The 20,563-nt window shown below is 54.9% G+C and carries 17 protein-coding genes; 9 read left to right on the top strand and 8 right to left on the bottom strand.

All coding sequences use genetic code 11. The features are described from left to right. Positions 1-13 precede the first annotated feature (13 nt). Positions 14-574 (bottom strand): DUF3592 domain-containing protein, encoded by a 561-nt coding sequence (locus BISA_RS07040; RefSeq protein WP_033891028.1) that lies wholly within the window; start codon positions 572-574, stop codon positions 14-16. A 156-nt stretch (positions 575-730) separates the two neighbouring features. Between BISA_RS07040 and dtd the strand changes: the two genes are divergently transcribed. Next, positions 731-1,216 carry a D-aminoacyl-tRNA deacylase gene (gene dtd / locus BISA_RS07035; protein ID WP_033891027.1) on the top strand — a complete coding sequence of 162 codons (486 nt, stop codon included), beginning with the start codon at positions 731-733 and terminating at the stop codon, positions 1,214-1,216. 69 nt (positions 1,217-1,285) lie between these two features. On the opposite strand, the gene BISA_RS07030 is transcribed toward dtd, so the two are convergent. Next, a complete protein-coding gene (locus BISA_RS07030; RefSeq protein WP_051917391.1) occupies positions 1,286-2,896 on the bottom strand; it encodes a PolC-type DNA polymerase III domain-containing protein in 1,611 nt (536 codons plus the stop codon). A gap of 318 nt (positions 2,897-3,214) precedes the next feature. Here BISA_RS07030 and BISA_RS07025 point away from each other — a divergent pair, with 318 nt between their 5' ends. The 3 genes from BISA_RS07025 to BISA_RS07015 all read left to right on the top strand — a co-directional run bounded on the left by BISA_RS07025 (position 3,215) and on the right by BISA_RS07015 (position 7,679). Continuing rightward, positions 3,215-4,045: a histidine phosphatase family protein gene (locus BISA_RS07025; RefSeq protein WP_033891026.1), complete on the top strand. Its 831-nt coding sequence runs from the start codon at positions 3,215-3,217 to the stop codon at positions 4,043-4,045. Positions 4,046-4,175: 130 nt separating this feature from the next. Beyond that, complete coding sequence (locus BISA_RS07020; RefSeq protein WP_033891025.1) at positions 4,176-5,465, top strand: uracil-xanthine permease family protein; 1,290 nt, start codon at positions 4,176-4,178, stop codon at positions 5,463-5,465. 279 nt (positions 5,466-5,744) lie between these two features. Then, positions 5,745-7,679, top strand: coding sequence for a DEAD/DEAH box helicase (locus tag BISA_RS07015; protein WP_152597206.1), 1,935 nt, complete (start codon positions 5,745-5,747; stop codon positions 7,677-7,679). A 154-nt stretch (positions 7,680-7,833) separates the two neighbouring features. Here BISA_RS07015 and BISA_RS07010 read toward each other — a convergent pair whose 3' ends face one another. Continuing rightward, positions 7,834-9,126 carry an alpha-amylase family protein gene (locus BISA_RS07010; protein ID WP_033891023.1) on the bottom strand — a complete coding sequence of 431 codons (1,293 nt, stop codon included), beginning with the start codon at positions 9,124-9,126 and terminating at the stop codon, positions 7,834-7,836. A gap of 221 nt (positions 9,127-9,347) precedes the next feature. Here BISA_RS07010 and BISA_RS07005 point away from each other — a divergent pair, with 221 nt between their 5' ends. Continuing rightward, positions 9,348-10,400, top strand: coding sequence for an inorganic phosphate transporter (locus BISA_RS07005; protein ID WP_033891022.1), 1,053 nt, complete (start codon positions 9,348-9,350; stop codon positions 10,398-10,400). A 14-nt stretch (positions 10,401-10,414) separates the two neighbouring features. Continuing rightward, positions 10,415-11,038 carry a DUF47 domain-containing protein gene (locus tag BISA_RS07000; RefSeq protein ID WP_033891021.1) on the top strand — a complete coding sequence of 208 codons (624 nt, stop codon included), beginning with the start codon at positions 10,415-10,417 and terminating at the stop codon, positions 11,036-11,038. A 10-nt stretch (positions 11,039-11,048) separates the two neighbouring features. Here the strand turns inward: BISA_RS07000 and BISA_RS06995 are convergent, their stop codons facing one another. Then, positions 11,049-11,702 carry a response regulator transcription factor gene (locus BISA_RS06995; RefSeq protein WP_033891020.1) on the bottom strand — a complete coding sequence of 218 codons (654 nt, stop codon included), beginning with the start codon at positions 11,700-11,702 and terminating at the stop codon, positions 11,049-11,051. After that, entirely contained in the window at positions 11,699-13,048 is a 1,350-nt protein-coding gene (locus tag BISA_RS06990) for a sensor histidine kinase (protein WP_033891019.1), read from the bottom strand. Before BISA_RS06990 ends, BISA_RS06995 begins: the two co-directional genes overlap by 4 nt. A gap of 182 nt (positions 13,049-13,230) precedes the next feature. On the opposite strand from BISA_RS06990, the gene BISA_RS06985 reads away from it, so the two are divergent. From BISA_RS06985 to BISA_RS06975, 3 genes are read left to right on the top strand one after another with little or no spacing between them, the layout of a single operon-like run. Beyond that, complete coding sequence (locus BISA_RS06985; RefSeq protein ID WP_033891018.1) at positions 13,231-14,202, top strand: ABC transporter ATP-binding protein; 972 nt, start codon at positions 13,231-13,233, stop codon at positions 14,200-14,202. 45 nt (positions 14,203-14,247) lie between these two features. Next, the gene (locus tag BISA_RS06980; RefSeq protein ID WP_033891016.1) at positions 14,248-15,507 is read left to right on the top strand and encodes an ABC transporter permease; all 1,260 of its coding nucleotides are present in this window, start codon (positions 14,248-14,250) and stop codon (positions 15,505-15,507) included. Continuing rightward, positions 15,494-16,915: an ABC transporter permease gene (locus BISA_RS06975; protein ID WP_033891015.1), complete on the top strand. Its 1,422-nt coding sequence runs from the start codon at positions 15,494-15,496 to the stop codon at positions 16,913-16,915. The genes BISA_RS06980 and BISA_RS06975 overlap by 14 nt, the downstream gene beginning before the upstream one ends. A gap of 20 nt (positions 16,916-16,935) precedes the next feature. Here BISA_RS06975 and BISA_RS06970 read toward each other — a convergent pair whose 3' ends face one another. From BISA_RS06970 to BISA_RS06960, 3 genes are all read right to left on the bottom strand, one after another. Continuing rightward, complete coding sequence (locus BISA_RS06970) at positions 16,936-18,417, bottom strand: ATP-binding protein (RefSeq protein WP_033891014.1); 1,482 nt, start codon at positions 18,415-18,417, stop codon at positions 16,936-16,938. A gap of 151 nt (positions 18,418-18,568) precedes the next feature. Next, a complete protein-coding gene (locus BISA_RS06965; RefSeq protein WP_033891012.1) occupies positions 18,569-19,930 on the bottom strand; it encodes a nucleobase:cation symporter-2 family protein in 1,362 nt (453 codons plus the stop codon). A 35-nt stretch (positions 19,931-19,965) separates the two neighbouring features. Beyond that, positions 19,966-20,547, bottom strand: coding sequence for a xanthine phosphoribosyltransferase (locus tag BISA_RS06960; RefSeq protein WP_033891011.1), 582 nt, complete (start codon positions 20,545-20,547; stop codon positions 19,966-19,968). Positions 20,548-20,563: the final 16 nt, after the last annotated feature.

Genomic DNA, 20,563 nt, shown 5'->3' with positions numbered 1-20,563 from the left:
TGCGCTGTCTTATTCAGTACGGCAGCTGCTGTGATGCTTTGCTGTTGGGATTATTGATTTTGTGAATCACCACTGCTACAGGCAATACAGCTGTGAATCCTATACACATGATTGTGGCGGAGCCATACAATACGAGGGCCGAATTATCGCCTTTCACCACATATCGGCTTGGATCAGCTGGATCATACAATATCGCAACAGCCTGGCCAATCTTGTATCGCGGTGGAGATGATGCTATCGAGGACTTTTGCTCGTATGACTGTCCATCAACGATATACCGAAACACCGGCGTCCAAGTATCCGAGGAATCATCATCGGATTCATCGGCAGGATTCAGGATAAGTTGCGTTACGATGCCATCCGTGGGCTCGATGCAGTCTCTACGAAGCTGTACTTCGCTGATTAAGGCCAGCAAAGCGGTCACCAGCAGAATCGCGCCAATTATGCTGAAGAAACCACAGATGAAAGCCCATGACCATCCGTTCTTGGATGCATGACCTCCACGACGACCGGAAACATCATGATGATTGATGGTGTTGGTTGGCGCGGAGGTGCCGTGATAATCCGATGCCATGATTCCTGCTCTCTATGGGCGCTTGTGATTACTGCAAACAAGGCGACGACGATGACACTGCGAAAACCACTCGATTCAAGCGTATCAGTCATGTTGCGTGCGCTCGCCGAAAACCTAAGCATGTCTTGTTTCGCGGGAGATGGCATAATCAGGCGTATGCGTATTGTGATTCAGCGAGTAAGCCATGCCAGCGTTGACGTCGTCAACGAACTGGGAACCCTTGATCCCACGTTCGAGCCGCAGCAAATCGGCCCTGGCTACATGATTCTGGTTGGCGTTTCTGATACTGATGGCGATGCCGAAGTGGCATGGCTTGCCCACAAAGTATTGAACCTGCGTGTTTTCGAGGACGAGCAAGGCAAAATGAATCGTTCGATTCAGGATATCGGCGGTGAGATTCTCTCCATCTCGCAGTTCACCCTGTACGCCGACGTGCACAAGGGCAATCGCCCAAGCTTCATCAAAGCCGGCAAGCCCGAACATGCGGATATTACCTGGATCAAGTTCAACGAGGCGTTGCGCTCCGGCGGAGTGCCAGTCAGGGAGGGTCGATTCGGCGCGCACATGCGCGTCGGCCTCGTCAACGACGGCCCGGTGACCATCATTGTCGATACCGAAACCAATATGCCGCATAAGGGCTAGTATCCAAAAATGGCGTTAGTTTCTCTTATTGAGAAGCTAACGCCATTTATCTATTTGCGCTACTGATGTTCAGTCATAAATCGGCGTGCGGCGCTCACGGCGCACGAAATGGCGCTTTTTAGTAATGCGCTTGCCGCCCACACCGGCCTTGCCGTCAGGACCCCAAGGGCCGCGAGCCTCAGCCTTGAGCTGGGTGAGATGATGCTTCATCGCCAGCAGCATGATATGTGTATCCTCAAGGCCCAAGTGGCGTTCATTATCATCCTCGCGCAGCGCCCCCTGACGCTTGGCGTACGCATCCAGAGTGTTGTCGCCATCTGGGTGGCCTTCGCAAGGAATCGAGCCTTCATCCCACAGGCGGCTCATCGGCAGCGTATCGATGATGGTCACATGGCCATTGCGGTATGCCTCGGCATATCCGGCAACATTCAGCATGAAGAAGCTATGCTCGAACGTGGCCATATGCGCCACAAATGGCTGTGAAGTCAAGCGCTTCAGCAAATCAGCCTGAGCTTCAGCGTCCTCATCAAACAGCGGATACTCGTCGCCCACTCGCTGGCTCACATCAATACCGGTCAGCTGGATGATGAATGGATTACCGTGACGTGCGGCTTCCGGCGTCACGCCAAACGAGAAACGATGCTGATCGTACGCATCACCACCCTGATAGTAATCCTTGTCATAGGTGTAGCCGGTTGGCGCATCAGCCGGACGCGGCGACTTCATATTCATATACTCGAAGCCCACATCGATAATGTACGTGCGGTATGGCTCAGTGCCATTGGTTTCCAAATCGATACCCATCACCTTATCGACATCGCGACCAGGCAGGAACACTGCACGCCAGTATTCCTTGGTCTCCGCGTTTTGGCGCGAAGCCACATGTTCGGCTGCGGCATGGCGGAACCGAGCGAAAGTAGGTTCGGAAACAGCGGTTTCATCCACCGCAACCTGTTCCGTAGAGGGCACTGCAGGATTGTCATCATTGATGACCGGCTGACCTTCGACCAAATAATCAGGAGAGCCAGCATCCGAACTGGAATCGGCAGGCGCGGACTCATCAGGACCGGCCTCAACAGAACCGTATTTCACTTCGTCGGCATCGAACAATGCCATCTGACGATGGTGACGTTGAGCTTCGCGCGCAGCCCTGTCAGCCTTACGCTGTTCAGCGCGAGCATTGACAATCTCAGCCGTATGATCCTGAATATCATCGACAACAACACCATCGCGTGCCGCAGTCAATACCGGCACCGTTACACGCTGACGTTCCTCATCGGTAACAGTCCACAGACCTTCAGCCACACCGCGATCACGCAACAGCACAATCTGATCATTCAAACGACGATTCGCATATGCCAGTGCACGCGGCAGCTCATAAGTCTTGATATGACGGTCGAAATCCCGCATGAACACCATGCTCATCTTCGCGATAATCGCTTCCAAACGATCGCGAATCTCAAGATCTGTTTTCAATAAATCATGCACATCCGAACCAGCCCCCGGTTCGTAATCGGCCGGCGAAGCTACGCCAATGCCGTGTTCGAGATCAAGCGAACGCACCCAATCCCAATCAATATCGTTATTATCTGCATCCTTCAACATAATGTATGACCATTGGCCGATGCTCTCCTTAGCGGAAGTCAGCCATGAACGGTCGATTTTTGAATTATTCCCCATGCTTCCATATCGTAGTGCGTTCAGGTTTCGTTGCGAAAGCGTAAACCAGTATTGCAGCCGAGCCAAGGCTGAACACCTGGTGAATTCTTTGATTCAGCTCGGGGAAGAAAGGCGCAAACACAGGCAGTTTCGAGTAGGGTAGTGGGCAATTGCTTCCGCATGGAACTATTTACCCAAACGTTATGATGCGAGATAGATGAGATGGGGCAACGTTTTGCTTGCCCCTGAACGTGGAAAATGAGTAACACCTGTGACGCGGAAGTCAGGTTAAGCAATCAAAAAACAGTAGACGTTATATGAAATGAGGGACTGAAAACTATGAGCATGCCGCTTGATTTGTATGTGATTCGGCATGGTGAATCCGAAGCCAATGTGATTGTGCAGGCCGGCGAGCAAGGCGACGAATCCTTGTATACGCAGGATAATGTGACGGTGCCCGACCGCTCTTGGCGTTTGACCGCTACCGGCCGTAAACAGGCCGACTGCATTGGTCGGTGGATTGTAAGCCAGCAGCAACTGTTCGACCGCTACCTGGTCTCCCCATATGTGCGTACGCGTGAAACCGCGGCCACTATGGCATTACCTAAGGCGAAATGGGAAGAGAATCGTGTGATTCGAGAACGCTCCTGGGGTGAAATCAACACCATTACCAAGGATGAGTTCAAAACCAATTATGCACGCAACTGGATGTTCAAGAACACGGACCCACTGTACTGGCGCCCACCGGCAGGGGAGTCCATCGCCGACGTGGCCGAAGACCGTGTACACAATGTGCTCACGTCTTTAAGCCGCAAATCCGATGCCGAATCGGTGGTGATGGTCACCCACGGCGACTTCATGTTGGCTATGATGCTCACCATCGAAGATTTGTCGGACGAGGAATTCCTGCATCGAGCCGACGCGGATGAATGGCGCATCACCAATTGCACTTGCCTGCATTATTCGCGTCGGGATCCGGAAACCGGTCGCACTTCCAAACGTGTGCGTTGGGAGCAAACCGCTCGACCGGTTCAAGATCCGGAGACCGGGCGTTGGGAAGTCAAAGTGGAACCGTGGCGCGAATTCAAGCGCCCATATCTTTCCAACGGTGATTTGGTGGACGTGGTGCGTACGGTGGACCCGCACCTGTTGGAGTATTACGGCAAGTAAACGCAGTTGGCAATCCGTTGATATCCGTTCCCGATAGTGCCATTTCGGACAATCTCCATGCGATACAATGGCGAGCAGTGCGCGGCCGGAGGTATGGCCGCGCCCTCAGCCACAAGCGAGGAGAGAAGTAATGTCCAATATCTTTCAATGGCAACTGCACGGCGACGGTAAGACGTTGCAGCCCGGCGAAGTCGTGGAGCCTGATGAGCGCCTGACTTGGGTGCGTACCGCAGGCATCGGCGCACAGCACGTCATCGCCATGTTCGGCGCCACCTTCCTGGTGCCGATTCTGACGGGATTCGATCCGTCCACCACTTTGTTCTTCACCGCAATGTCCACCGCACTGTTCCTGCTTATCAACAAGAACGTGCTGCCAAGCTACCTTGGCTCTTCCTTCGGTTTCATCGCTCCGATCACCGCAGTCACCACTGCGCATAAGGGCATTGCCGTGGCCAGCTTCGGCATCATGGTCACCGGTATCCTGCTCGCCTTGATTGGTGTGCTGGTGCATTACGCCGGTGCCAAGTGGATTGACATCATCATGCCGCCAGTGGTCAACGGCGCCATTGTGGCCATCATCGGCTTCAACCTGGCTCCCTCGGTGTGGACGAACTTCCAGGCCGCTCCGGACACCGCCATCGTCACTTTGGTGGCGGTGCTGCTCGTTGCCGTGCTGTTTAAGGGTCTGCTTGGTCGACTTAATATTCTGATCGGTGTGCTCATCGGCTACGTGTACGCATGCTTCCGCGGACAGGTTGATTTCTCCGCCATCGCGGATGCCGGCTGGATCGGCTTCCCGAAGTTCCACCTGCCGCAAGCCGACTTCACTATTCTGCCGATGTTCATTCCAGTGGTGCTCGTGCTGGTGGCCGAGAACGTTGGCCATGTGAAGTCCGTGGCCCAGATGACCGGCCGCGATTACGACAACCAGATTGGCACCGCCCTGATGGCTGACGGTTTGGGCACCACGCTCGCCGGTTTCGGCGGCGGTTCCGGCACCACCACCTACGGTGAAAACATCGGCGTGATGGCAGCCACCAAGGTGTACTCCACCGCAGCATACTGGTGTGCAGCTGTATTCGCTCTGATTCTGTCCCTGTGCCCGAAGTTCGGTGCTGTGATCAACACGATTCCGGCCGGCGTGCTCGGCGGCGTGACCACGCTGCTCTACGGCATGATCGGCATGATCGGTGTGCGCATCTGGGTTGAGAACAAGGTCAACTTCGATAAGCCGCTGAACATCATGGTGGCCGCCATCACGATGATCATCGCCATCGGCCAGTTCGCCTTCACCATTGCCGGCACGTCCTTCAATGGCATCGCTATCGGCACCATCGTGATTCTGGTGGCCTACCACGGTTTGAAGGCCATCGGCAAGGCAACCGGCACTATCGACAAGGATGATCCGGATATTCTGTAATCAACATCTTCCTTGGCTCCCCTCTGTGAGGGGAGCTGTCAGTGAAGGCTGACTGAGGGGAGATATTAAGCGAAAAACTTGAACTATTGAGCGGCGGCCTCACTGCGGTGAGGCCGCCGCTTTTGCAAGTGGTGAGTAATAAAATTCAATGCAATATCTAAAGTAGGGGGCTTGGGCTAGGCTCAGGTAGTTTGCATATTCCACGCGATTACCATGCGTGCCTGATGATGAAAGGCCACTGTGCCCTATACCGATTTTGAGAATAACGCCGACACCACTATGAACGGCGGCGAAGAAACTCGTCCGATGGCTTTCGGCGAGCTTGGCGTACCCGGGCCGATTGTCCGAGAACTTGCCCGTGACGATAAGAAAACTGCTTTCCCCATTCAGGCTGACACGTTGCCTGATTCCCTGTCCGGCCGCGATATTCTGGGCCGTGGACGTACCGGTTCTGGCAAAACTCTGGCTTTCTCCATTCCGCTGGTTGCACGCCTTGGTGAATATGATTCGCTCGGCGAGTTGGCAATGGAAGAATTCCGCCGCGAAATCAAGCGCCGTAAGCAGGAGAAGCTGGAGGAACGTCGTGCTGACGATTTCCTGCCGCACCCCCGTGGACTGGTCCTGGCACCGACTCGTGAGCTCGCCAACCAGATCAATGATGTGATTGCACCGCTGGCGCATGTATACGGCATTAGCACCACCACGGTATACGGTGGCGTGAACCAGAACCGCCAGGTGCGCGACCTGCGCCAAGGCGCGGATATCGTGGTCGCCTGCCCAGGCCGCCTTGAGGATTTGCTCCGTCAAAAGCATCTGACGCTGTCCAGCGTCGAAGTCGTGGTCATCGACGAAGCCGATGAAATGGCGGACATGGGCTTCCTGCCACCGGTCAAGCGACTGCTTGAGCAGGTTCGCCCTGATGCACAGCACATGCTGTTCTCCGCAACGCTTGATCATGGCGTGGATACGGTGGTGGAGGAATTTCTCAAGGATCCGAAGGTACACAGCGTGGATGAAGCCAACGCTGAGCCGGATCTGATGACCCATCACGTATTCGAAACCACTCGCGCGGATAAGCATGAGCTGGTACGTACGCTTGCTTCAGGCGTGGGGCAGCGCATCCTCTTCACTCGCACCAAGTTCCAAACCAAGAAACTTGCCAAGAACCTCACGCAGAACGGTATTCCAGCAGCGGAACTGCACGGTAATCTGAACCAGAACCAGCGTGACCGTAATCTGGACGCTTTCGAATCCGGTGACGTGCATGTAATGGTGGCTACTGATGTGGCCGCCCGTGGTATTGACGTTTCCGGCGTGGAACTGGTCGTGCAAGTGGAGCCACCGGAGGATCCTAAGGCTTTTCTCCACCGTTCGGGTCGTACCGCTCGTGCCGGCCGTGCTGGTGATGTGGTGACCATCGTGCTCCCCGAGCAGCGCCGCCAAACCCGTCGTATGCTGCGCGAAGCCGGAATCACCGTCAAGCCGGTCGAAGTCACCCATGAATCTCCTGAAGTTCTTGAACTGGTGGGGGAGCGCGCGCCTATCGTCAATGACTGGAATCTTGACAAGTCCCAGCCGGTCGGCGGCAAGCGTCGTGGCGGCAAGCCGGAGACTCCGCGTCTGAGCAAAGAGGAACGTGAAGCTCGTGCTCGCCAGCTTGAGCAGGAGCGCAACGCCCGCAAGAAGGATCGTCGCCGTCGCCGTGCCGCCGAACGTTTGGAAGCTGCAGAGCAGGCCAAGCGAGATATGGAGCGTCAAGCTCGCAGCGAACAGTCAAGCAAGCCTCGTAAGCCGAACCGTGCAGAACGTCGAGCTGGCTTGAGTGACCGTGAGGCTGAGCGTCGCGATTACTTGTTCGAGCATCCCGAGGAGCGTAGGCATTCAGGCGGTAACCGTCGTAAGGATTATCGCCAAGAAGCCGGCAAACGCGGTGATTGGCGTAATGATACTCGTCGTGGTGCGGATGCTCGCAGCCGTCGCCGTGATGATGATCGTGCTGGTTCGAACGGCGGTAAGCGCATTCATCGCCGTAACGAGAATCGCATCATCGTAGACGAACGCGGAGAAGCCGCGAAGCGTCACGAGCGCCGTATGCAGGCAAAATATGGCAATGCGGAAGGCTCTCAGCAGCGCCATACCAAGCATTTCGGCAAGCAGTCCAAAACGAGGCGTGCTCCATTCCGCATGCAAGGCACCCGCTCCGGCCGTCGCTAATGTGCTTCTCTCCCTCAGTCGCACTGCGTGCGCCAGCTCCCTCGTCAGAGGGAGCCGAATATCAAGCAATACTCAGGCATGCCTATATTTGGCTCCCCTCTGTGAGGGGAGCTGTCAGCGTAGCTGACTGAGGGGAGTCCTATACACACGCTGACTAATACCGGTACAGTACTGTGCCACTGGCATCGGTTATCGTAAACGTTGGCGTCGCCTCAACGCTCAGTGACACTGTCAGCAACTGATTGCCGTCTGCGCTCACCGAACGATAGACGAATCGCTTATTCTCCAGCTCCATCGCCTCGGTGCGAGCATCCAATAGCCAAGGATTACGTCTGCGCAGCGCAATCAGCGCCTGATGCAATCGGTACGTGGGCTCACCAAGTTTGGATAGTTCGACAGGGGAGAGCGGGAACTTCGGCCGCACGTCATCGTCGCCGCCGAATCGTTCCTGTTTGATGCCCACATAGCCCTGCTCGTCACCGTAATAAATGCTCGGCACACCGCCGACGGTCATTAATACCGCAAGTGCCAGTGCAGCTTTGGCAGGACCGATTTGCGAGGCGATGCGCGTCACATCATGATTGCCGATGAACGTTTGCGGCACAAACGAATCCAAAAATGCATTGTGGCGTTTGAGGTTCCAATCCAATTCGAAGAAATTGTCGGTTTCCAGGGCATGCTGAATCGACTTCCACAACTCATACTGCGTGACAGAATCCAGCGAGGCATCCGCAACGATTTGCGGGTAATCACCATGAATCACTTCACCGAACACCCATGAATATGGGTGCGCGGCTTTCACCTGTGGCAATACCTTGGCCCAGAACGAAGTAGGCACGGCATAGGCGGCATCCAAACGCCAGCCTGCGGCACCCCGATCAAGCCAATGATTCATCACACGGGTCACATATTCCACGGTTTCCGGCGCATCATGGTCGAGATCAACCAAATCGCCATGCCCCTCGAACACGTCCAATTGTGGCTGTCCATCCTGCCCAAGATGTGCACGAACCAAACCACGCCAAGGATTATCAGCCGCTGACTGCCCGGAGGCTTCCTCCAATGCGGCCTGCACTGCTGGATGCTGGCGGCTCACATGGTTGAACACGCCATCGAGAATCAACTGCAAACCCATGTTGCGACATGCCTCGGCCAGCCGATCGAATGCAGCATCGCCTCCCAGACGCACATCGACATGCATATGGTCCAGCGTGTCGTAACCATGAGTGGCTGATTCGAAAATCGGGCCCAGCAGCAGTCCGGATGCACCAAGATTGCGTGCATATTCCAGCCAATCGATCATTGAATCAAGACCACGGCCGTTGAAGGTGCGGGGGCCCTGAGGGCGAATATCCGCGCCGCAGAACCCCAATGGATACACCTGCCAGAACACGCCATAACGCACCCAATCCGGTAAGTTACGCCCCTCGTCAGTGCTTACAACCATCACACACCTCCTATTGACACTGCGTCTATTTTCTCACATTGTTGGGGAAAAACACGAGTACACCTCAATGAATGCCGACTGCCGCCTTCCATGAATGATTGAGCTGTTTCACTACGAAGATTGTTGTGCGACGCCACGAATGCGCGCTACGTAGTCACCAATCGGTTACAATCGGTGTGACGACTTTCCGCCGCCCCCGAAGAAGAAGGTGAAGATTAGCCGTGGACGTATCCTTGGCCTATTTCATCCAGCAGGTATTCTCCAACCCAGCCTTAGCTGTAACAACGTTGTTGACGCTCGGAGTCATCTTCGTCAACGGTTGGACCGATGCCCCCAACGCCATTGCCACTTGTGTGACCACCCGCTGCATGCGCGTACGTTCCGCAGTCATCATGGCCGCCATCTTCAACTTCCTCGGCGTATTCCTGATGACGCAATTCAATGCGTCCGTTGCTTCCACCATCTCCAACATGGTCGATTTCGGAGGGGATACGCATTCGGCACTCATTGCATTATGCGCGGCGCTTTTCTCCATTGTGGTATACAGCGTAGGTGCATCGATGCTGGGCATCCCAACGTCCGAAAGCCATAGCCTCATCGCAGGCCTGACCGGCGCAGCCATCGCCATTCAAGGCGGCATCGCCGGCGTCAACATGGGCGAATGGGTCAAAGTGCTGTACGGCTTGGTGGCCAGCCTTGTCATCGGTTTCGGCATGGGATGGATTGTCTGCAAGATTGTGACTCTGATTTGCGCAGGCTTCGATCGCCGCCGCACGAACGGTGTTTTCACGTATGCGCAGATCGTCGGCGCGGCCGCCAACAGTTTCATGCATGGTGCTCAGGATGGCCAGAAATTCATCGGCGTATTATTCCTCGGTATGGCCTTCTGCAACGGTCAATCCTCTGTAGCCGGTGTGGTGATTCCCGTATGGCTAATGATTCTATGCAGCACCATCATGGGTGTAGGCACCTCGGTCGGCGGTGAGAAAATCATCAAGTCCGTAGGCATGGACATGGTCAAACTGGAGAAATACCAAGGCTTCTCCGCTGACCTTTCCAGCGCGCTCTGCCTGCTTGTGATGACCGTGCTCGGCATCCCGGTTTCCACCACGCATACCAAGACCAGCGCCATCATGGGCGTGGGCGCGGTCCGCCGTCTGTCCGCCATCAACTTCGGTGTAGTGCGAGACATGATGCTCACCTGGGTATTCACCTTCCCCGGCTGTGGTCTCATCAGTTTCGCTATGGCCAAGCTCTTCATGTTCGTGTTCTAGAAAGGAACCCCGCAATGGCAAGAAAAAACGATTCCTTCTACTTCGACGGATTCCGCGAAAGCGCTGCATACGCATGCCAGGCCGCGCATCTCTTAAGCGAAGTGATGCACAACTTCGACCCTGAACAGTTGAAGGACAGCATGGAGGAAATGCATCGCATCGAACAGTCGGCCGACAAGGTTCGTCACCGTTTGATGGATGAGCTGGTAACCGCTTTCATCACGCCGTTCGATCGTGAAGACATCGGCCAGCTGAGTTACGTGCTGGACGATGTGATTGACAGCATCGAAGGCGTGCTCGATCGCATGTACTACGACAATGTGACTGATGTTCGCTCTGAAGCATTGCAGATGACCGAAATGGTGTCGCATGCCTGCGATCAGATTGAAGGGCTCATCGGCGAGCTGCCGCAGTTCAAGCGCTCCAAGACGCTGCGTGAACGTGTGTTCGCCATTAACACCATTGAAACTGATGCCGACCATGTGTTCATTGAAGCTATGCGCACGCTTCATACCACTTGCACGGACCCGCTGCAGGTATTCGCATGGCATGATGTATTCCGCCACCTCGAGCAGTGTGCAGACAACTGCGAATCCGTGGCCAACGTGGTCGACAGCATCGTCATGAAAAACAGCTGACATTATTGGCTCACCGGTGCTCGCGAATCCATTCGATTGCCAACTGAGTGCGATTCGTGAGCCCCAGTTTGTCTAATACTTGACTGATGCGATTGCGTACAGTACCTTCGCTCAAGCAAAGCTGCGCTGCGATATCACGATTATCCAATCCCTCGGCCACTAGGGAAGCAATCACTCGCTCCTTGTCATTGAGCAGCCGTTCGATGGATTCATCGGACTTGTGAGCTGTATCATCAGCAGGTGCGCTTGTCTGGTTGCTGGTCAACTTACCCAGTACTTCCGCGCCAAGCACCACCTGACCGGCCATCACTGCCTGCAATGCCGGCCCAACTGCGGCCACATTCTGCTTAATCAGGTACCCTTTGACACCTAATGCCATCGCCTGCGCAATATATGACTGGTCAGCAAATGTGGTCAAAAATAGGATACGAGCTGCAGGATCTTTCGTAAGAATGTCACGGGCCGCTGCGAGACCATCTTTGCCGGGCATTTGAATATCAATGAGTAGAATATCCGGATGATTTGCAGGAGACGCGAAATAGTTGGTTACTGCAGCATCACCGTCGTTCGCGGTCCATAGCACGTCGGCCATATTCGTTGCGGAAAGAATAGTTGCCAAGGATTGGCAGACAATAGGATCATCATCTGTGATGGCAATTCTCATCGCTCTTTTGTCTCCTTCATCCACGGCTGCTTGGGAATGGAAGCGAACACCCTCCAGCCTTGATTGTACGGTCCGCATGTTGCCGTACCGCCGATGGACCGTACGCGCGAATCAATATCAGCTAATCCCATGCCGCGTGGCAATTCATGCCTGATTGGGATGGTGAGGCCGCTTATGTTCGAGGGATGTTTTGCCGGGCCGTCATCTTGTACCACCAGTTGCCAGAATGCTGGAAAATCACGCAATGTCACGTTGGCATTCTGTGCCTCGCTATGACGCACCACGTTCGTCAACGACTCTCGAATCACTGTGGACAAGCAACGGGATACCGGTGCTGGTGCAGCGACAATGTCATTGACCAGGCGCACCGAGAAACCAGGGGAGATGTCATCAAATGATGCGACTGCATCCTTGATTTGCGCAGCAAAATCAGTGCCATCATCCTCCAGATCATGCACGGACTTGCGCACCATTGTCATCGCATCATCGAGCGTACCGCCTAATGCGGCAAAGTTTTGTGCGGCGATGACATCATTGGTGGCATCAGCCACCGCTTTGCCGGCCTGCGCCTGCATAATGGCGCGCGTTAGCAGATGCCCCACATTGTCATGAATCTCTCTGGCGATACGCGTGCGCTCGCCGAGCGTGGCCATGCGAATCGACTGCGCGCGTTCCTCGTCTATATCGGCAAGCCGTAGCCGATGGGCACGAACCGATTGCCGCTCGTGGTCCTGCATCACACGCAGCGTATGACGTAACGCGGTTTCTTTTTTCGCGCGGGAACCTAACGCGAATCCCAGTACGCATGCTCCAGCGATAATCGCAAAGTCGCGGATGGAGAATGTTCTCGCCCAAGTGCCTGCGCCAAAATAGGTTTGACCAGCCGCAATGGCAATCGATACCAGCCACAACCATCGTGATATTGCATTGCCTATGAGCGGCACGCGCTGTGGCAATAGCGTGGATGATGAAGCCACCGATGACACAGCCGTTGGCGAAGATGGTTGCTTTGGTGTTGATGTGCGGGAAAGTACATGAATCAGCGAGGGGAGCGGCATTGTGGTTTTTGCGGCATCATAAGCAATCACTGGCAGGAACATAATCCACAATGGCAATACCATTGCGGCGATGGCATAACCGCATGCCGGTAGCCAAGCCCAAGCATGCCGTGCCCGCCATTCGGCTAACCCGGTGGCGGATATGGCGATTAGCATGCCAGCAATGAGCTCTACATAAGGCCCCGATGCATATGCATATGACGATCCAGAGCCGGCGACAAACGATGATGTGAGCATCAGAGCCAAGCTGAACATCAGCAGCAGCCCCTTCTCCACCATCGTCCGCATGGCCCCTCCTGCCGTCCGTAACGAATTTCTTGGTTCCAAGCCTACCCGTGCAATAGCGTCTATCGATGATGATTTGGCGCAAATGACAAATGTCATGGTTTTTGCTCTGACTCGTGACGAATGTGGCTGGTGTCATGTGCTTGCGATGGGGATGATAGAGCTATCCAAGGAAGGGAGTGATCATGGCAAGCGAAACCACTCAGTCCACTCAATCAGCCGTTCCTGCGGTTCATGTGAGCCAGCTGGTCAAACGCTATGGCGATATGGTGGCGCTCGACTATTTCGATCTCGACGTGAAGCAAGGCGAGATCTTTGGACTGCTGGGGCCCAACGGTTCCGGCAAAACTACAGCCATCAACTGCATTCTGGCGTTGCTTACCTATGATTCCGGAACCATTCGCGTATTCGGCGAGCCGATGACGCCAACCAGTTACGCGTTGAAACGCCGCATCGGCATCGTGCCGCAGAACGTGGCCGTATTCAACGAACTCACCGTGGAGGAAAATATCGACTACTTTTGCTCGTTGTATGTGCCGAAGAAAGCCGAACGCGCACCGCTCGTGGAGGAAGCCATCGATTTCGTGGGGTTGCGAGAATTCCGCAAATACCGTCCAGGTAAACTCTCGGGAGGCCTGCTGCGACGGCTCAACATCGCCTGCGGCATAGCGCACAAGCCTGATCTGATCTTCTTTGACGAACCCACCGTAGCCGTCGACCCACAAAGCCGTAACGCAATACTCGAAGGTATCCAGAAACTCAACCAAGCAGGAGCCACCGTCATTTACACCAGTCACTACATGGAGGAAGTCGAACAAATTTGCGACCGCATCCTCATCATGGACCACGGCCGGCATCTGGCGCTCGGCACCGCCGACGAGCTGAAGAACATGATCGACACCGGCGAACGCATCACCATCGAAACACTGGACTTGCCTGATACGGCGCTCGCAGAAATACGCGAACTCGGTTTTGTTATCGAAGCTTCGTATGACGGCCGGGAGCTGGAAGTACGGTGCCGGCGAGGCGAACACAATCTTATGGACATGCTTGCTGTATTGCGGGCAGCCGGCGTAAACATCGGGCATCTGACCAGCCGGCCTCCCACTTTGAACGACGTGTTCCTGGAGCTTACTGGCACAGCGTTGCGCGACTAGGAATCGGCTGAGCCCCATCCTCCAGACAAAAGAAAGGAGAACGTCATGTGGAGCACATTCATCGTCTCGTTGAAATCGAACCTGAGAAATAAAAGCGCATTGTTCTGGCTCATTATCTTCCCTATAGCGCTGGCCACGATGTTCAACGGCGTATTCGGTGACTTGGATAAAGCCATGAGCATCACGCCAATATCCGTGGCAGTTGTGGAAGATGCAAACTGGGATAACGCGGTCGGTGCAAGTACGTTGGTCGAAGCATTATCCGGTAAGAAAACCGGTGGCAGAACCGATACGAGCAGTAGTAAGACCATTTCCAGCGATGTCAATATCGATGTGAAATTGCTGGATACCACTAACGTTACATCCAGCGCGCAAGCCAGAAAGAAGCTGGATACGGGCGAGGTGGAGGGCTACCTATCCGCCGACAAGGATGGGCGAATCGCGCTCACTGTAAGTAGCGACACGGTTACCAAAGCGAACAATGGCACGCAGGAGGCCGGACTCGATGTTTCCCTCGCCGCATTGGACAATGTGATCGACCAATACAATCGCACTAGCGCGACCGTGCTTACCGCGTTGAAAGACAATCCAAACGCGGCCATGACGCGCACGTTCTGGAACGGTATCAGCACTGCGGCAAATGGCACGCGAGAAATCTCGCTCACCAACTTCAAGCCGGATGCGATGGCGAGATACTATTATGCGCTCATGGGCATGTCTTGCCTGATCGCCATGTCATACATGATTTATACAGTCACCGCCTCGCAGGCAAATCTTTCCGCCCTCGGTATTCGCAGAACCGTAGCCCCGCTCGGACGAGCCAAACAGCTCGTTGCAGGATTCCTTGCGGGGTGGCTATGCACAAGTACATGTCTACTGATTGCTCTCGCCTATATCCGCTATGGTTGCGGCATTGAAGTCGGTGGACGCGAGCCCTTGGCTGTACTTGCCGTGATTGTTGCATCATTCATGACCTGCTCGCTTGGAACCATGATTGGTGCCATCCCGAAACTCACCACTGGCGTCAAGCAAGGCCTTTCCACGGCCATCGCCTGCTCGCTGTCGCTATTCAGCGGTCTATACGGCGGATTTGCAATGGAACTGAGCGATTTGATTACTCGTAAAGCCCCGTTCCTTGCCATCATCAACCCTGCACAGCAAGTGACGAATCTGTTCTACTCACTGATGTACTACGACAGCTACCAGCCGTTTATTCGAACTTGCGCCATCTTGTTTGTCATGAGCGCAGTGTTCCTCACCGTCGGCGTGATTATGCTCAGGAGGCAACGCTATGAACACCTATAAAGCCACCGTGCGCGTGCTGCTGGCGCACCGGACATACATCATCGTGTATCTGATTCTTATGGGCATTATGATGTTCTCGCTCAGCTGGTCGCAGCTTGCCGCTTCCGTACAGCCTGTGGCCGACACATATGAGCCGAATAAAGTCAATATTGCTGTCATCGACCGCGACGGGAACCGAGGCGGTATGGCTGAAGGACTGCGCGATTACCTTTCGGAATCCGCCACAATGATTGAACTCGACGATACAGCAGAGTCCCTGCAACAGGCAGTCGCCTCAAACTGGGTGGATCTTATCGTCATCATTCCACGTGGCTACGCTAACGAATTCCTCGATGCAGCACAATCCGGCAAAGATATGCCGACGCTTGAAACCGTCACCAGCTACACGTCGGGAGCGGGAACCATCGGCAACATGAACGTAAACGGATTCCTCTCGCTCACCCGAATCGCACTAATCGGCGAACACGTCAATATCGGCAAGGAAACGCTCGCATCATGGATGGCATCCGTTGGCGCTGATGGCAGCGTCGACTGGTCGAATGCCACGAATGATGCCAGTGCCTTCAGCGTTGATACACTGCCTGAAGGAACGTTGGACGGTTTGACGATAAAGGATGTGCAGGATGCCGCGGCCAAAGCCGCAGACACGGCACATGACAGTGATGTGAATCGTTCGGTTGTCGTGGAAAAGACCACACCAGATGCCAAGGCCGGTTCGGAAACCCATCCAGTGACATCGGGGTTCGGTGACACGATGAAAACCGCGCTATATCCGCTATTCCTTACGCTGAGCGTATGCGTGAGTCTTGTAGCACGCGTATTCGGTGCCGGCGAACTGCGCCGCAGGCTTATGGCTTCTCCGGTAGTAGCGAAAAGCGGATTGAAACGCATGCTGGTATTGTGCGGTTTCGCGCTGCTGATCTGCGTAGGCTATCTTGCGGGAGCTCTAATACTGACTGCAGCGGCTGGAGGCCAGATAGCTTCTCTGCCGATAGGTGGCGTGATTATGGTATTCCTCTCAGTGGCAATATTCAGCTTCATGTGTGTGGCATGCGGATTCATGCTTGGTGAATTCGGAGCCTCGGATATGGCCGCCAACGCATTCGCCAACGTATTCGGTCTGCTGATTCTGTTCACTTCGGGAATCGCATTCCCGATGAGCATGATGCCCGATGGCATGGTCGCCTTAGCCAAATTGACACCAGGATGGTGGTACTGCACATCAATAGACAATGCACTTGGAGTAGTGGCAACGACGGATGCAAATTGGATGCAATGGACTGCAGACATTGGTATCGTGGCATTGTTTGCAGTCGCTTTCATCTGCATTGGGCTGGCTGCAGGAAAATTCCGGCGCTCGCGGCCTACCTTGGCCGCGCCTGCTACGACCGAACTCGCTGAGGCGTAGGGGTGAAGCAGACGCTTATGTCATAGCCCCTTCAACCGGTACCGCTGGGTCGGGTCGTCTTGGAATTTCACCTTGGCGACCCGACCTTCGCGTATCAATTCACGCATGCCGGATGTTGCAGCCAGAGGCGTCAATTGCAGTTCGCGAATGATTTCCTTGATGCTCATGGCCGAATGCCGTTCGAGAACGGTCAGAATCGCTTTGGATATTTCACTCGGCGTACTGTTCTTCGCAGTGCGCTGTTTGGTAATAGTCATCGTGAACGTATTGATGTCATTCTGCGTGGTAGCCGGCTCGATGCCTGCTTCTCGAAGAGCTGCGGCAATACGTTGATAACCATCCCCGCCTTCCGGATTCACGAAGCCGCCGTCCGGATATGGCGTGGATTCCAGCAACGTAAACAGGAACTGATTACGGGTGGAGACGAACGGTACTCCGGTCACTGGATTCGGATTCGCCAGCACATCATGTGTCACCGTGCCGTATAAGCCACCAGGATTGGTGATTTCAATGCGATTCGTGAACACGCTGATACGTACTTGAGTGCCGCGTGCATCGGGGGAGTAGTCACGGTGAGTGAGTGCGTTCGCAATAGCCTCGCGCAATACTATGGGCGGGTAGTCGAGCTTCTTCGCACCCACCCATTGCATCAGCGATTCCACGGCATCGTTAATCATCACCGGAATCGGCCCCACAATGGTTTTCGTGGCTACCAATCGCTCATCTCCGCGGAACACTTCATCGCGGTCCGTGCCGGGGAACACCGCGATGGCAATAGACAATCGCGGATAATACTTCTGCGGATACCGGCCCAACGCCAACAATCCGGCAAGCGTAGGTCTTAAGACTCCACCCACCTCGCTGTCGTCGGAATCATCATGACGCAGCACCTGCAAATCCAACAACGTGCGTGTGGCTTCACGGCCGGCGAACACATGCGGATGCTGCTCGCGCGCACGAGCCAACAATCCTGAAACCAGCGCTGGATCAAGATCATCCGTGGTGGCATGCGGCACAATATCCAAATCATAGGTAGGTTGCAGATGCTCTTCGATGAGCCGGTCCACCTCATAGGAGGTCATACGACGGTCCCCATCACCGGTGCGAATAAATGAACCGCCATGCGGACCGAGGGCGGTAGTGAAACAGGGCTTATCGCGCGGAAGCATTTCATCAATGCGCGCGAATACCAGATTCGAGCCTTCGAACGGACACGTTACGATAACCGGGCGAACCACCGGAGTCATTTTCTCGCAGGCTTGGCTCAAAGCTTCCTGCATAGCACGGGCATTAAAGTCCTCAACCGGAGTGAAACCGTTCTTTTCTGAAAGGCCGAGAATAATCCAACCACCGGAACCGTTGGAGAATGCGGACAACGTATCGGTAATCGTGGAGGAGATGCGGCGTTTGCATTCCTTGACCTCGCATTGCTGCGTATCGTTGCCGATCATGCGCATAAGCTCGATGAGCTCGGTCATCTTCGCGGTATAGTCGTCAACCATAGGTGCGCCTCTTTGCCACTATTGTGCCGCATAATCGTGTGTTGCGGCGCAACAGTGGCAAGGAGGCGTTGCCAATTCATTGAAAATTCATGTACTGGCGCGCTCAGACTGTGCTTACTTTTCCTTCGCTGCTGGCGCGCTCAGACTGTGCTTATTCTTCTTTCGCTGCTGGCGCGCTCAAGAAGTGCTCCTCGCTTGGCAGGACTGCATTGAGGATTACGGCGACCACGAAGGCCACGGCAATGCAGTTGGAGGCGAAGATCTGCTGGAACAGGGAAGGGAAGTTCACGAAGATATTGCTCACCTGCGTAAAGCCGATGCCGATGGTCAGCGAGAGTGCCGCAATCGTGATGTTGCGCTGCGAGAAGCCGGCCTCGGCAATCATCTGGAAGCCGGAGAGAATGATGTTGCCGAACATCATGATCGTGCAGCCGCCGAGCACTGCCTGAGGCAGTGAATTGAACACCTCGGCGATGGCCGGCACGAAGCTCGCCAGAATCAGAATCAAACCACCGGAGAGAATCACCTTGCGATTGACTACCTTGGTCATGGCCACGAGGCCGATGTTCTGAGCGAAGGAAGTCAGTGGCAGGCAGCCGAACAGACCGGAAACCGAGGAAATCAAACCATCGCCAGCAATAGCGCCAGCGGTTTCGCGCTCAGTAGGCGTACGGTTTAGGCCCACCTTGGTCAGAGCCGCAGTGTCACCCAGCACTTCAACCGAAGACACCACATAAAGCAGTCCGATGGAAATAATGGAACCCCAATCGAACTCGGGCTTGAACGGCATCAATTGCGGCACGGAAACAATGGCGAGGTCCTGGAAACCGGAGAAATCAACCTTACCCATGCAGATGGCCACAACATAGCCAACCACAAGACCGAATAATACGGACAGCTGCTTGGCGGTACCCTTCATCAGCAGTTGGAAGGCGAGGCAGGCCACCAGGGAAATCAAACCAAGCGTCAGGTTCTGCCAAGAACCGAAGTCCTTGGCCCCGGAACCGCCGCCGAAGCTTGTAGCGCCCACGTTGAGCAGCGAGAAACCGATGGAAGTCACCACGATGGCTGAGACGATAGGCGGCACAAAGCGGCGCCAATACTTGGCGGTCAAACCAAGCACCAGCTCCAGTATGCCACCGACCAGCACGGCACCGACCACTGCGCCATAGCCCTTATCCGCACAAATGGCCACGGCCGCGGCCACATAGGTGAAGGAAATGCCGGTCACCATAGGCAGACGGGAGCCAATGCGCCATGCGCCGTACAGCTGCAGGCAGGTGCCCAGGCCAGCTACCAGCAGACCAGCCTGAATCACCGCGGCGGATTGTGCGGGCGTCATTTTCGCAGCAGACGCCACAATGAAAATCGGTGCCAGATTCGCCACGAACATGGCCATCACATGCTGCAGGCCGAACGGAATACCCTTCCAGAAGGGAACTGGTGCGTCCAGCGAGCTCAATGCTTCAAATGAGACGTTGGATGATTTGGAGGTTTTCTTCTCGTCGCTCATATTGCTCTTTCTTCTTCTCTTCTCTCTGTGAGCTTTCAGTGGCGGAATTCGATCTTGCCAGTTTCCGGATCCATCGACTCCACGATGGCCAGGGAATCCACGTCGTAACCATCTTCGCGAAGACGATCGCCACCGCCCTGGAAGCCCTTCTCCACAGCAATGCCGATGCCTTCAACCGTGGCGCCTGCCTTCTCGCACAGTTCAATCAGACCGCGCAACGCCTTGCCGTTGGCCAGGAAATCATCGATGAGCAGCACATGATCACCCGGGTTCAAATACTTCTTGGAAACGATGACCGGGAACTCCTTCTGCTTGGTGAAGGAGTAGACGGTAGTGGTGTACTGATCGCCATCGAGATTGATGGACTGTGCCTTCTTGGCAAACACCACCGGCACATCGTTGAAATGGCGGGCTGCGCAGCAGGCGATGCCAATGCCGGAAGCCTCGATAGTCAGGATCTTGGTGATGGTTTTACCTGCGAAGTGCTCCGCCCATGCCGCGCCCATATGATCGAACAGGCGCACATCGCACTGGTGGTTCAGGAATGCGTCCACCTTCAGCACATCGCCGGCCTTGACGGTGCCTTCGGCCTGGATTCGTTCCTCAAGTTCCTGCACTGGATACCTCCTTGAC

The sequence above is a fragment of the Bifidobacterium saguini DSM 23967 genome (assembly GCF_000741715.1).
GTDB classification, from domain to species: domain Bacteria; phylum Actinomycetota; class Actinomycetes; order Actinomycetales; family Bifidobacteriaceae; genus Bifidobacterium; species Bifidobacterium saguini.
The sequence above is the reverse complement of the archived record's forward strand: the minus strand, read 5'-3'. Positions and strand labels throughout refer to the sequence as shown.

Bases quoted from the DNA above. Each gene is read 5' to 3' on its own strand.
- BISA_RS07020 (WP_033891025.1), top strand. From the start codon at position 4,176: ATGTCCAATATCTTTCAATGGCAACTGCACGGCGACGGTAAGACGTTG.
- BISA_RS07040 (WP_033891028.1), bottom strand. From the start codon at position 574: ATGGCATCGGATTATCACGGCACCTCCGCGCCAACCAACACCATCAAT.
- BISA_RS07000 (WP_033891021.1), top strand. From the start codon at position 10,415: ATGGCAAGAAAAAACGATTCCTTCTACTTCGACGGATTCCGCGAAAGC.
- BISA_RS06995 (WP_033891020.1), bottom strand. From the start codon at position 11,702: ATGAGAATTGCCATCACAGATGATGATCCTATTGTCTGCCAATCCTTG.
- dtd (WP_033891027.1), top strand. From the start codon at position 731: ATGCGTATTGTGATTCAGCGAGTAAGCCATGCCAGCGTTGACGTCGTC.
- BISA_RS06970 (WP_033891014.1), bottom strand. From the start codon at position 18,417: ATGGTTGACGACTATACCGCGAAGATGACCGAGCTCATCGAGCTTATG.
- BISA_RS06980 (WP_033891016.1), top strand. From the start codon at position 14,248: ATGTGGAGCACATTCATCGTCTCGTTGAAATCGAACCTGAGAAATAAA.
- BISA_RS07025 (WP_033891026.1), top strand. From the start codon at position 3,215: ATGAGCATGCCGCTTGATTTGTATGTGATTCGGCATGGTGAATCCGAA.
- BISA_RS06965 (WP_033891012.1), bottom strand. From the start codon at position 19,930: ATGAGCGACGAGAAGAAAACCTCCAAATCATCCAACGTCTCATTTGAA.
- BISA_RS06990 (WP_033891019.1), bottom strand. From the start codon at position 13,048: ATGCGGACGATGGTGGAGAAGGGGCTGCTGCTGATGTTCAGCTTGGCT.
- BISA_RS07015 (WP_152597206.1), top strand. From the start codon at position 5,745: ATGAACGGCGGCGAAGAAACTCGTCCGATGGCTTTCGGCGAGCTTGGC.
- BISA_RS06975 (WP_033891015.1), top strand. From the start codon at position 15,494: ATGAACACCTATAAAGCCACCGTGCGCGTGCTGCTGGCGCACCGGACA.
- BISA_RS06985 (WP_033891018.1), top strand. From the start codon at position 13,231: ATGGCAAGCGAAACCACTCAGTCCACTCAATCAGCCGTTCCTGCGGTT.
- BISA_RS07010 (WP_033891023.1), bottom strand. From the start codon at position 9,126: ATGGTTGTAAGCACTGACGAGGGGCGTAACTTACCGGATTGGGTGCGT.
- BISA_RS07030 (WP_051917391.1), bottom strand. From the start codon at position 2,896: ATGGGGAATAATTCAAAAATCGACCGTTCATGGCTGACTTCCGCTAAG.